The organism is Klebsiella sp. KPN54798, from assembly GCF_021184225.1.
GTDB lineage: Bacteria > Pseudomonadota > Gammaproteobacteria > Enterobacterales > Enterobacteriaceae > Klebsiella > Klebsiella pneumoniae.
Genome location: NZ_CP089234.1, coordinates 953853 through 966656, shown reverse-complemented (window position 1 = coordinate 966656; position 12804 = coordinate 953853). Strand labels below are relative to the sequence as shown.

Here is a 12804-nt window from a genome sequence, read left to right as displayed (position 1 = left end):
TGAATCAGGGAAAAGAAAGAGAGGTATTCAGTACGCAGGACATCGGGAGTCCTGCGGGATCCCGAGCGTGAGTAACGCTTGCGCCGCCACGTCAGCGGCATGGTCGGCTACCTGCGGCAGGCCCATCAGTTCGCCAAAACGCCCGCGGGCGGCCGGACCGGCCACCAGCACCGGCAGCGCCTCAACGTGCGGCTCAGCCACTGCCCGGGAACGGCTGTCCACCTCCAGGCCCATGCCGAGGGCATCGGCGCGAATCAGGCCGCGGCGGGCGAGGTCCTGTAAAAATGGCTGGCTGTCGGTCAGGGCGCGGTGTGCGGGTCCGGTGGTCAGGATCAGGTGATCGACGCTCAGCGTCTGCACGCCGCCGCCGCGCCGCGCCAGCGTCAGACGCAGCGTTTCGCCTTCACCGCTTATCGACAGTAGCCTGGCCGCCTGCACCTGCAGACTGCCCGTGCGCTGGCGCGCCTCCAGCACCTCGGCGACCTGCGGCGCCACGCGGTAGCGGTGGACATCCCAGTAATGGCGCAGATGGCGCAGAAAACGCTGGCGATCGGCGACGCTGAGCGCCTGCCAGATCCGTTGCCCCTGCTGACGAACCGCATCCAGCACCACCTGCCAGCTCAGGCCCTGCTGCGCCGCATACGCGACGTCGAGGCGGATCTGGCGCAGGCGCTGGCGCAGGCTGCCCTGCTGATAGTCGCCAGGCCAGGTTGCCCCTGCGCCGCTAAGGTTGCCGCGCGACAGCAGCCCATGGCGCGAAAAGGCGACGATACTGCCGCGGTGGCCCAGCCGGTCCAGCGTCGCGACCGTATCGGCCATGGTTAATCCGGTGCCCATCACCGCCACCCGGGCGTGCGGGGCGATGGCATCGAGCGCGCCTGGCTGCCACGGGTTGGCAATCAGCGCCGGATGATGACGCCAGGCTTCGGCCTGTGCCGGCAGCGAAGGCGGTGGATGACTGATCGCCAGCACCAGCAGATCGGCCTTAAGCTGCAGGCCGCCGTCGGTGGTCACCATCCCCTGATGAAAAGCGAGCGCCCGATCGCGCAGGTGGCGAAGCCTTCCGCCGCTGGACGCCGCGGCGTCGGCAAAACGCTGCGCCACATAGCGACCAAACTGGCCGCGCTGAGGGTAGACGGAACCGTCCGGGCGCAGCGCCTGCACATCGACGGTAAAGGCAGGCTGATGGCGGTACCAATGATCGAAGGCGCCCTCTTCGTCGCCGGCCAGCTGCATGCGAGCGGCCGGAACGTTAATCCGGTGCGTCGGCTCCGCAGTGGAGTAGGCCACCCCGGCCCCGGGGGACTGGCGCGGCTCCAGCAGCGTCACGCGCACCCCGTTCGGCGCCAGGCGCAGCAGCTCAATCGCCACCGCCGCGCCGCTAAAGCCGCCGCCGATAATCACGATATGCGGTTCTGCACTCATCGCTGCCCTCCTCCGGTATGCTGTCTCATGGTCGCGCTCCGGGCCATCAGCTGGCGCTGACCTGGCGCACCGGGCGCTTATCGCCGCCGATGGTTTCGCCAAACGGACCGGTGTTCACGCTACGCGCCTTCGACGAGGCCCCGTTTTCCAGCGGCAACAGAGGCATCACCAGCTCAGCAAAGCGGTGCGCTTCTTCCAGATGTGGGTAGCCGGAGAAGATAAAGTTGCTGATGCCGAGCGCCTGATATTCGCGGATGCGTTCCGCTACCTGCTGCGGATTACCTACCAGCGCGGTACCCGCGCCGCCGCGCACCAGTCCGACGCCGGCCCACAGATTGGGCGCAATGCGCAGATTATCGCGCGATCCCTGATGCAGGGCGCTCATCCGCGCCTGGCCGGCCGAGTCCATGCGGGCGAAGATCTTTTGCGCCTGGGCAATGGTATCGTCGTCAAGATGGGCGATCAGCCGGTCGGCGGCGGCCCATGCCTCTTCTTCCGTTTCGCGCACAATGACGTGCAGACGAATGCCGTACTGCAGGGTGCGTCCGCGGGCCGCGGCGCGCTCGCGCACCACCGCCAGCTTCTCCGCCACCAGTTCCGGGGGTTCGCCCCACGTCAGATAGCTGTCGATCTGCTCGGCCGCCACATCAATGGCCGCATCAGAAGAGCCGCCGAAATAGAGCGGCGGGCCATTCTCCTGCACCGGCGGGAACAACACCTCAGCGCCTTCCACGTGAATATGCTCGCCGTGATAATCCACTTTTTCCCCGCGCAGCAGGCGGGTGTAAACATCAAGAAATTCGCGGGTCACCTGATAGCGCTCGCTGTGGCTGAGGAAGATACCGTCGCCTTTGTTTTCCACCGGGTCGCCGCCGGTAACGACGTTGATCAGCAGCCGACCTTCCGATAAACGGTCGAGGGTGGCCGCCATCCGCGCCGCCAGAGTGGGCGGCTGCAGGCCCGGTCTGACCGCCACCAGATAGCGCAGACGGCGGGTCAACGGCGCCAGCGCCGAGGCCACCAGCCACGAATCTTCACAGCTTTTACCGGTGGGGATCAGCACGCCGTAGTAGCCCAGGCTGTCGGCTGCCAGCGCCACCTGCTGCAGATAAGGTAAATCGACCGGGCGTCCACCCTCGGTGGTACCCAGATAACGGCCATCGCCATGGGTAGGTAAAAACCAGAAGACATTGATCTTGTCGGGAGCTTGCTGCGTCATTATCTATTTCCTATATAACCATATCCGATATTTATCGAAGAGATGTTTTAATTTGGTTATATGGGTGTTAGCGATAATCATGCCAATGGTGAATAAAAAATTAATCTTTTAAAATCAATGCACTGAAAACAGCTTCGCCGCGCCGCGCTGTTGCAAATCGCGCAGCCGCCGCGCATCCGCTGGCGCATTTGCAACAGCCGCGGGCCTTCCCCCTCTGGTTTCTGCGGCCGCCGCAGGATAAGTTCAGAGCGTCAACGATCGGAGGCCCGCTATGCTGAACCCAGAATCCCCTTCCACCGCTCCCGCGCTGATCGACCCGGCGTCGAAGGCCTTCCAGAGCCTGCTGGACAAACTCGCGCCAACGGAGGCGACCGTGCTGATCGTGGGCGAAACCGGCACCGGCAAGGAGGTGGTGGCCCGCTATCTCCATCATCACAGCGCCCGTCGCCAGCAGCCGTTTCTGGCCGTTAACTGCGGCGCGCTGACCGAGAGCCTCGCCGAAGCTGAACTGTTCGGCCATGAGAAAGGCGCCTTCACCGGCGCGCAGCAGGGACAGCCCGGCTGGTTTGAAGCCGCGGAAGGGGGGACGCTGCTGCTGGACGAGATCGGCGAATTAAGCCTGCCGCTGCAGGTCAAGCTGCTGCGAGTGCTGCAGGAGCGTGAAATTACCCGCGTCGGCTCACGCAAAGCGATTAAAGTGAATGTCCGGGTGATTGCCGCCACCCACGTTGACCTGGCCCAGGCGATCCGCGAGCGCCGCTTTCGCGAGGATCTCTACTATCGACTGAATATCGCGGTGGTGCCGCTGCCGCCGCTGCGCCAGCGTCGGCAGGATATCCCGCTGCTGGCGCACCACTTTTTATCACTCTACGCCCGGCGCCTCGGGCGGCCAACCCTGCGTCTGGCGCCGGAATCACTGGCCCGGCTGATGGACTATTCGTGGCCGGGCAATATTCGCGAGCTGGAAAACACCCTGCACAACGCGGTGCTGCTCAGTAAAGAAGAGGAGATCAGTCCTGCCCAGCTGCGCCTGGCGACGCTCAACGACGCCCCGGGGCCGGCGAGCGATCATGAACTGGACGACTTTATTCGCCACCAGCTGGCGCTTCCCGGCGAGCCGCTGTGGCAGCGAGTGACCAGCGCCCTGATTCGCCACGCCATGGCGCATTGCGACGATAACCAGAGCCAGGCGGCCGCGCTGTTGGGGATCAGCCGGCATACCTTGCGCACCCAGCTCGCTAACCTCGGGCTGATCAAAAGCCGCCGCCGCCCGCCTGCGCCGCCGCGGGCGTTCGCCAACGCAGCCGGGGCCGATCGCGAACTGCGCATTGGCTACCAGCGCTTCGGCAGCCTCGGGATCCTGAAAGCCCGTCAGAGTCTGGAAACCGCCTTCGCCAGCCTCGGCGTCAACGTGCTGTGGAGTGAGTTTCCTGCCGGACCGCAGCTCCTCCATGCCCTCGCCTGCAACGAGATCGACTTCGGCACCACCGGAGAAGCGCCGCCGGTGTTTGCCCAGGCCAGCAATAGCGAACTGATGTACGTGGCGTGGGAGCCGCCGGCGCCGCGCAGCGTGGCGATGGTCGTCCCGCAGGAGAGCGACATTCGCCAGCTCAGCGATCTGCGCGGTAAACGCATCGCCCTCAATAAAGGGTCGAATGTCCACTGGCTGCTGCTGCAGATCCTCGAGGACGCCGGCCTGGGTCTGAACGATGTGCGGGTGGTCTATACCCCGCCGAAATATCCGCTGACCGCCAGCGACTATCTGGCGGTTGACGCCTGGATGATGTGGGATCCGCTGCTCAGCGACGCCGAACACACCGGCGAACTGCGGGTGGTCGCCAGCGGCGAAGGCCGGGTCAACAACCATCAGTTTTATCTTTCGCGACGGGACTACCTCGCTCAGCATGGCGATATCATGCGCCGCCTGCTGACGGAGCTGACCCACACCGGGCAGTTTATCGACTCGCATCGCGGCGAAGCGGCCCGCTTACTCTCGGCAGAGCTGGGGATCGACGCCCGGTCGCTGAGTATTGCCCTCGCCCGCCGCAGCCATCGCCCGCGGCCGATGGATCTGTCGGTGATCCGCGCCCAGCAGACCATCGCCGATCGCTTTTACGCCCTCGGGCTTATCGCCAAACCGGTCCCGGTGCGCGAAGCGGTGTGGTACGGCGAACCCGCGCCGGACGTCATCAGACCGCTGATGGCGGTCAGTTAGCGAAATTTGCGCGTTATCTTCCTGATTGTTCAGGCGCAGATAGCCTCGATCTGATGGCGATGTTACCCTAAAGACGCTGAGAATAAGGGGGTATCTGTGGCTGTTCATCTGTTAATCGTCGACGCGTTAAATCTGATCCGCCGCATCCACGCGGTGCAGGGTTCACCCTGCGTCGATACCTGCCTGCATGCCCTGGAGCAGCTGATTGTCCACAGTCAGCCCACCCACGCGGTGGCGGTGTTCGATGATGAGGATCGCGCCCACGGCTGGCGCCACCAGCGCCTGCCGGAGTACAAAGCCGGCCGCGCGCCGATGCCGGAGACGCTGGTCGCCGAGATGCCGGCGCTGCGGGCCGCCTTCGAACAGCGGGGGATCCGCTGCTGGGCCTCGCCGGGCAGCGAAGCGGACGATCTCGCCGCCACCCTGGCGGTAAAGGTGGCCCAGGCGGGCCATCAGGCCACCATCGTCTCCACCGACAAAGGCTATTGCCAGCTGCTGTCGCCCACCATCCGCATCCGCGACTACTTTCAGAAGCGCTGGCTGGACGCCCCCTTCATCGCCAGCGAGTTCGGCGTCACCCCGGAGCAGCTGGCGGATTACTGGGGGCTGGCGGGGATCAGCAGCTCGAAGGTGCCGGGCGTGGCGGGCATTGGACCCAAAAGCGCCGCCCAGCTGCTGAACGAGTTTCAGGACCTGGAGGGGCTGTACGCCCGTCTGGCCGAGGTCCCGGAGAAGTGGCGCAAAAAGCTGGCCGCGCATCAGGAGATGGCCTTCACCTGCCGGGAGGTGGCCCGCCTGCAGACCGACCTCCAGCTGGACGGCAATCTGCAGCAGCTGCGGCTGACGCGCTGACCATCGTTAAGAGGTGCGCCGGTGCAGGGTAACTGCCTGCTTTACCCGGGCCAGGCAATCACCAGGCCGCCTGATATAACCCGACGATATCCGCCAGGCTCGCCTCGCGCGGGTTGCCGCCGGTACACACATCCGCCAGCGCCGCCTGGGCCAGCGCCGGAATATCCTCTTTCCTGACGCCCACCTCACGCAGATGGCCGGGAATACCGACATCGCGGTTAAGCTGGCAGACCGCCTCTACTGCCGCCTCGCGCGCGGCGGTCAGGCTTAACGCTTCCACCCTAACGCCCATCGCCCGGGCGATGTCGCGATATTTTTCCCCGGTCGCCTCAGCATTAAAGCGCATCACGTGCGGCAGCAGGATGGCATTCGCCACGCCGTGCGGCGTGTTGTAAAAAGCGCCGAGCGGATGCGCCATACCGTGTACCAGGCCAAGCCCAACGTTGGAAAATCCCATCCCCGCCACATACTGGCCGAGCGCCATAGCTTCCCCCGCGCCGGCGTCTCCGGCAACCGAGCCGCGCAGCGCGCCGGCGATGATCTCGATGGCCTTGAGGTGCAGAGCATCGGTCAAAGCCCAGGCGCCGCGAGTGAGGTACCCTTCGATAGCATGCGTCAGGGCGTCCACGCCGGTAGCCGCCTTCAGCGCCGGCGGCATAGCGTCCATCATATCGGCATCGATAAAGGCCACCTGCGGGATATCATGCGGATCGACGCAGACGAATTTGCGCCGCTGTTCTTCATCGGTGATGACATAGTTAATCGTCACCTCCGCCGCGGTACCCGCGGTGGTCGGCACCGCGAAGATCGGCACGCTGGGCTGACGGGTGGGCGACAGCCCCTCGAGGCTACGGACATCGGCGAATTCCGGGTTACGCTGAATAATACCGATCGCCTTACAGGTATCCTGCGGCGAACCGCCGCCGATGGCGATCAGGTAATCCGCCCCGCTGCGTTGAAAGGCCTGCAGCCCCTGCTGGACCACGGCGATGGTCGGGTTAGGGATCACGTCGCTGAACATATCCCATGCCAGCCCGGCGGCATCCAGTTTGTCGGTGACTTTCGCCGCCACGCCGCAGCGGGCGAGAGTGCTGTCGGTGACGATCAATGCTTTACGATAGCCGCGCCGCACCGCTTCATCGGTTAATGCGTTTATCGCCCCCCGGCCAAACCATGCCGTTTCATTGAGGATCATTCTGTTTGCCATCGTGGCTCTCCTGTTAGCGTTGCGGCATCACTCTTCAATGCGTAATCCGTAGGTTTTGAACTTCTCCAGCACGATGGCGATCGCCTCGTCATCCAGCACCGGGACCGGGTCGGTAATCGCCAGCGTACTGAGGTAGAGCTGGGCCAGGACCTCCACTTCATGCGCCAGCCAGAGCGCTTTCTCCAGGCTGGCCTCGCAGGCGATCAGGCCGTGATGCTGCAGCAGCGTGGCTTTGCGGTGCTTCAGCGCCACCGCGACATGCTCAGACAGTTCGCGGGTGCCGAAGGTGGCATAGGGCGCGCAGGGGATCGAATTCCCGCCGGCCGCGGCGATCATATAGTGAATGGCCGGGATGGGCCGGTTGAGGATCGACACCGCCGTACAATGGACAGCGTGATTGTGGACCACCGCCTGGGCATCGGGTCGCGTCTGGTAGGCCGCCTGATGAAAACGCCATTCGCTGGAGGGCAGTTTTCCCTGCTCATGCTGGCCGTCGGCATCAATAAAGACGATCTTGTCTTCCGTCAGCTTTTCATATGGGATACCGGTAGGGGTGATCAGCATTCCTCCCTGATAGCGCACGCTGACATTGCCGGCGGTCCCCTGATTTAACCCCAGGCGGGTCATTTCCAGGCAGGTATCGATAATCTGCCGGGCCAGTCTGTTTCTTTCCATTGCGTTCCTCTTTTGGTGACTCATCATCCATCAACGGCAGGGCAACAGAAATATCGTCGGCTACCGTGGGATAGGGTGAATAATGGTCTTCATCATCAACCTGAATATTCAAAGGGGAATTTTCATGATTATTTTTTGTGAGCCGCGTCAATTATTCCGCCATGAATAAAGCAACCATGCCCATTACGAGAGAGATTAAAATGCCCGTTCTTAATAATATTTCATCAAGCGGGCATTTTATTTCTTTGTAACATTTGCCCGTTTTCCACGATATATATTCATTCGGTCATTAGCGTTGTGGTTTTGTGAATTTATTTTCTCAAACGGTCAGCGTTTTTGAAAAATTAAAGTGACAATAATCACATAAAATGGCCCACAGTACGTTAAGTGTGACCATCATCATATTAACAGGCGGTTTTTATTTGAAAATGAAGCCATGAGTTCCGCCGTGACTTTCATTTCACTCACCGGCGCGTCACCTGAGCTCACTTAATTTTGCGGTCTGCTGCAGCACCAGACTGCGCCCTGAATGCTGTTGTAAATGCTTCTGAACTGATGAGGACGCTATGGGAAACACAACGATACCAACGCAAAGTTACCGCGCCATGGAGAGCGGGCAGAGTAAGAGCTACATTATTCCTTTCGCTCTGCTGTGCTCCCTCTTTTTTCTGTGGGCCGTGGCTAATAATCTGAATGATATTTTATTACCGCAATTTCAACAGGCCTTTACCCTGACTAACTTCCAGGCCGGATTAATTCAATCGGCCTTTTACTTTGGCTATTTTATTATTCCCATCCCCGCCGGGATGTTGATGAAAAAATTCAGCTACAAAGCCGGCATCCTTACGGGTCTGTTTTTATATGCCTGCGGCGCCGCGCTGTTCTGGCCTGCCGCCGAAGTGATGAATTACACCTTATTTCTCATTGGATTATTTATTATCGCTGCCGGGCTTGGCTGTCTGGAAACCGCGGCCAACCCGTTTGTCACCGTCCTCGGTCCGGAAAGCGGCGGTCACTTCCGCCTTAATCTGGCCCAGACCTTTAACTCATTCGGCGCCATTATTGCCGTGGTATTTGGCCAGAGTCTTATTTTGTCTAACGTCCCGCATCAGTCGCAGGAGGTGCTGGATAAAATGACGCCGGAACAGCTCAGCGCCTGGAAGCACAGTCTGGTCCTGTCGGTACAAACCCCCTATATGATTATCGTGGCCATTGTCCTGCTGGTCGCCCTGCTGATCGTCTGCACCCGCTTCCCCTCCCTGCAAAGCGATGACCACAGCGACAGCGCGCAGAGCACTTTTTTCGCCTCGCTGACGCGCCTGATGCGCATCCGCCACTGGCGCTGGGCGGTACTGGCCCAGTTCTGCTACGTCGGCGCGCAAACCGCCTGCTGGAGCTACCTGATTCGCTACGCTATCGAAGAGATCCCGGGCATGACGGCCGGTTTCGCCGCCAACTACCTGACCGCCACCATGGTCTGCTTCTTTATCGGCCGTTTTACCGGCACCTGGCTTATCCGCCGCTTCGCGCCGCACAACGTGCTCGCTATCTATGCGTTTATCGCCATGCTGCTCTGCTTGCTCTCCGCCTTCAGCGGCGGCCACGTCGGTCTGCTGGCCCTGACCCTGTGCAGCGCCTTTATGTCCATTCAGTACCCGACCATCTTCTCGCTGGGGATTAAGCATCTGGGCCAGGACACCAAATATGGCTCGTCATTTATCGTCATGACCATTATCGGCGGCGGGATCGTTACCCCGGTGATGGGCTTTGTCAGCGACGCCGCCGGCAATATCCCGACCGCCGAACTGGTCCCGGCGCTGTGCTTCGCCATCATCTTTATTTTTGCCCGTTTCCGTTCACAAGCGGCGACGAACTAAACCTGTTATCCGCATAACCTGAGGGATCTGTAATGAAAAAAATCAGCTTACCGAAGATCGGTATTCGTCCGGTAATCGATGGTCGTCGCATGGGGGTCCGCGAGTCGCTGGAAGCGCAAACCATGAACATGGCGAAAGCCACCGCCGCGCTTATCAGCGAGAAACTGCGCCACGCCTGCGGCGCCCGGGTGGAGTGCGTGATTGCCGATACCTGCATCGCCGGCATGGCCGAGTCGGCCGCCTGTGAAGAGAAATTCAGCAGCCAGAACGTCGGCGTCACCATCACCGTCACCCCCTGCTGGTGCTACGGCAGCGAAACCATCGACATGGATCCGCTGCGCCCGAAGGCCATCTGGGGCTTTAACGGCACCGAGCGTCCGGGGGCGGTCTATCTGGCCGCGGCGCTGGCGGCCCATAGCCAGAAAGGGATCCCGGCGTTCTCCATCTACGGACATGACGTGCAGGATGCCGATGACACCTCGATCCCGGCGGATGTCGAAGAAAAGCTGTTGCGCTTCGCTCGCGCCGGCCTGGCTGTCGCCAGTATGAAAGGGAAAAGCTATCTGTCGCTGGGCGGCGTCTCAATGGGCATCGCCGGATCTATCGTCGACCACAACTTTTTTGAGTCCTGGCTCGGCATGAAGGTGCAGGCTGTCGACATGACGGAGCTGCGCCGGCGAATCGATCAAAAAATCTATGATGAAACCGAGCTGGAGATGGCGCTGGCGTGGGCGGATAAACACTTCCGCTACGGCGAAGATCAGAACGCTGAGCAGTATAAGCGCAATGAAACGCAGAGCCGCGCGGTGCTGAAAGAGAGCCTGCTGATGGCGATGTGCATCCGCGACATGATGCAGGGTAACCCGAAGCTCGCAGAAAAAGGGCTGGTGGAGGAGTCGCTGGGTTACAACGCCATCGCCGCCGGTTTCCAGGGTCAGCGCCACTGGACCGATCAATACCCCAATGGCGATACCGCCGAAGCGCTGCTCAACAGCTCTTTTGACTGGAACGGGGTGCGCGAACCGTTTGTCGTCGCTACCGAAAACGACAGCCTCAACGGCGTGGCCATGCTGATGGGCCATCAGCTCACCGGCACCGCCCAGGTGTTTGCCGACGTACGCACCTACTGGTCGCCGGATGCCGTTGAACGGGTCACCGGGCAGCCGCTCACCGGGCGGGCGGAGCACGGCATCATTCACCTGATTAACTCCGGCTCTGCGGCGCTGGACGGCTCCTGCCAGCAGCGCGACGCGCAGGGCAATCCGACGATGAAACCCCACTGGGAGATTGAGCAGAGCGAGGCGGATGCCTGCCTCGCGGCGACCGAATGGTGCCCGGCGATCCACGAATACTTCCGCGGCGGCGGCTTCTCTTCCCGCTTCCTGACCGAAGGCGGCGTGCCGTTCACCATGACCCGGGTGAACATCATCAAAGGTCTGGGGCCGGTGCTGCAAATTGCCGAAGGCTGGAGCGTAGCGCTGCCCAAAGCGATGCACGACCAGCTCGACGCCCGCACCAACTCCACCTGGCCCACCACCTGGTTTGCCCCACGCCTGACCGGCAAGGGCCCGTTCAGCGATGTGTACTCGGTGATGGCCAACTGGGGCGCCAACCACGGCGTGCTGACCATCGGCCACGTTGGCGCAGATTTCATTACCCTCGCCGCCATGCTGCGCATTCCGGTCTGCATGCACAACGTGGAAGAGGCGAAAATCTATCGCCCTTCCGCCTGGGCCGCGCACGGCATGGATATCGAGGGCCAGGACTACCGCGCCTGCCAGAACTACGGGCCGCTGTATAAGCGTTAACAGGTTGGTTTCGCCCGGAAGCGCAGGCTTACCTGGCCTACAGACGCGCGCGGTCTGTAGGCCGGATAAGCGCTGCGCCATCCGGCAATGTTGTTTCGGGAGTCACTATGAAGCAAGACGTTATCCTGGTCCTCGACTGCGGCGCCACGAACGTGCGGGCGATGGCCGTGGATCGACAAGGGAACATTATCGCCCGCGCCGCAACGGCGAACGCCAGCGACATCGCGGCGGAAAAAAGCGACTGGCACCAGTGGTCGCTGGAGGCCATTATGCAGCGCTTTGCCGACTGCTGTCGGCAGATCCATGACCAGCTGGCCTCCTGCACGGTGCGCGGCATTACCGTCACGACCTTTGGCGTCGATGGCGCGCTGGTAGATGAGAAGGGTGCCCTGCTGTATCCGATCATCAGCTGGAAATGCCCGCGCACCGCGGCGGTGATGGAGAAAATCAGCCAGTATATGCCCGCGCGCCAGCTGCAGCAGATAGCCGGCGTCGGCGCGTTTGCGTTCAACACCCTGTATAAGCTGGTGTGGCTGAAAGAGAACCACCCGCAGCTGCTGGCGCAGGCCCATGCCTGGCTGTTTATTTCATCGCTGATCAACCATCGGCTGACCGGGGAGTTCACCACCGACCTCACCATGGCGGGCACCAGCCAGATGCTCGATCTCCGGCAGCGCGATTTCAGCGCGCCGATCCTGCAGGCGACCGGCCTGCCGCGCCGCCTGTTCCCGCGGCTGGTTGAAGCAGGCCAGCCGATCGGCGCCCTGCTGCCGGAGGCCGCTGCGCTGCTGGGCCTCCCCGTCGGGATCCCGGTTATCTCGGCCGGGCATGACACCCAGTTCGCTCTGTTTGGCGCCGGCGCCGGGCAGGATGAGCCGGTGCTCTCCTCCGGGACCTGGGAGATCCTGATGGTGCGCAGCGCGCAGGTCGACACCTCGCTGCTCTGTGACTACAGCGGCTCCACCTGCGAGCTGGACAGCCAGCCGGGCCGCTATAACCCGGGGATGCAGTGGCTGGCCTCCGGCGTGCTCGAGTGGGTGCGCAAACTGCTGTATAGCGCTGACACCCCATGGCAGACGCTGATTGACGAAGCGCAGGCGATCCCGCCCGGCGCCCAGGGCGTCAGGATGCAGTGCGACCTGCTCGCCAGCCAGCACGCCGGCTGGCAGGGCGTCACGCTCAACACCACCCGCGGCCATTTTTACCGCGCCGCGCTGGAGGGGTTAAGCGATCAGCTGGCGCAGCATCTGCAAACCCTGGAAAAAATCGGCGGCTTCAGGGCGAAAGAGCTGCTGCTGGTGGGCGGCGGCAGCCGCAACGCGCTATGGAACCAGATCAAGGCCAACCGACTCGGGATACCGATCAAAGTCCTCGACGATGCCGAAACCACCGTGGCCGGCGCGGCGATGTTTGGCTGGTATGGCGTGGGCGAGTTCTCTTCGCCAGAACAGGCCAGAGCGCAGGTCGCGTACCGCTACCGCTATTTCTGGCCGCAAACTGAACCTGAACTGATAGAGGAAGCCTGA

At 62.1% G+C, this 12804-nt stretch carries 10 protein-coding genes; 5 read left to right on the top strand and 5 right to left on the bottom strand.

Annotation, left to right across the window (positions count from 1 at the left end; translation table 11 throughout):
- Positions 1–27: 27 nt before the first annotated feature.
- The 3 genes from LPQ25_RS04815 to LPQ25_RS04805 form a co-directional block, all read right to left on the bottom strand.
- Positions 28–1425 carry an FAD/NAD(P)-binding protein gene (locus LPQ25_RS04815; RefSeq protein ID WP_004149578.1) on the bottom strand — a complete coding sequence of 466 codons (1398 nt, stop codon included), beginning with the start codon at positions 1423–1425 and terminating at the stop codon, positions 28–30.
- 46 nt (positions 1426–1471) lie between these two features.
- A complete protein-coding gene (gene ssuD, locus LPQ25_RS04810; protein WP_002915347.1) occupies positions 1472–2644 on the bottom strand; it encodes an FMNH2-dependent alkanesulfonate monooxygenase in 1173 nt (390 codons plus the stop codon).
- Positions 2645–2721: 77 nt separating this feature from the next.
- Positions 2722–2838 (bottom strand): hypothetical protein, encoded by a 117-nt coding sequence (locus tag LPQ25_RS04805; RefSeq protein ID WP_014907006.1) that lies wholly within the window; start codon positions 2836–2838, stop codon positions 2722–2724.
- A gap of 77 nt (positions 2839–2915) precedes the next feature.
- Here LPQ25_RS04805 and LPQ25_RS04800 point away from each other — a divergent pair, with 77 nt between their 5' ends.
- Together LPQ25_RS04800 and xni are read left to right on the top strand one after the other, a co-directional pair.
- Entirely contained in the window at positions 2916–4859 is a 1944-nt protein-coding gene (locus LPQ25_RS04800) for a sigma-54-dependent Fis family transcriptional regulator (protein WP_014907005.1), read from the top strand.
- Between the two features lie 96 nt (positions 4860–4955).
- Positions 4956–5711 carry a flap endonuclease Xni gene (gene xni / locus LPQ25_RS04795; protein ID WP_004142871.1) on the top strand — a complete coding sequence of 252 codons (756 nt, stop codon included), beginning with the start codon at positions 4956–4958 and terminating at the stop codon, positions 5709–5711.
- Between the two features lie 58 nt (positions 5712–5769).
- On the opposite strand, the gene fucO is transcribed toward xni, so the two are convergent.
- Both fucO and fucA read right to left on the bottom strand, forming a co-directional pair.
- On the bottom strand, positions 5770–6918 hold the full coding sequence (gene fucO, locus LPQ25_RS04790) for a lactaldehyde reductase (protein WP_004149581.1): 1149 nt from the start codon (positions 6916–6918) through the stop codon (positions 5770–5772).
- Positions 6919–6945: 27 nt separating this feature from the next.
- The gene (fucA, locus tag LPQ25_RS04785; protein ID WP_002915470.1) at positions 6946–7593 is read right to left on the bottom strand and encodes an L-fuculose-phosphate aldolase; all 648 of its coding nucleotides are present in this window, start codon (positions 7591–7593) and stop codon (positions 6946–6948) included.
- 566 nt (positions 7594–8159) lie between these two features.
- On the opposite strand from fucA, the gene fucP reads away from it, so the two are divergent.
- The 3 genes from fucP (at position 8160) to fucK (ending at position 12804) form a co-directional block, all read left to right on the top strand.
- Positions 8160–9470 carry an L-fucose:H+ symporter permease gene (fucP, locus tag LPQ25_RS04780; RefSeq protein ID WP_015875126.1) on the top strand — a complete coding sequence of 437 codons (1311 nt, stop codon included), beginning with the start codon at positions 8160–8162 and terminating at the stop codon, positions 9468–9470.
- 32 nt (positions 9471–9502) lie between these two features.
- Positions 9503–11278: an L-fucose isomerase gene (gene fucI, locus LPQ25_RS04775; RefSeq protein WP_002915510.1), complete on the top strand. Its 1776-nt coding sequence runs from the start codon at positions 9503–9505 to the stop codon at positions 11276–11278.
- A 107-nt stretch (positions 11279–11385) separates the two neighbouring features.
- Positions 11386–12804 carry an L-fuculokinase gene (gene fucK, locus LPQ25_RS04770; RefSeq protein WP_014907003.1) on the top strand — a complete coding sequence of 473 codons (1419 nt, stop codon included), beginning with the start codon at positions 11386–11388 and terminating at the stop codon, positions 12802–12804.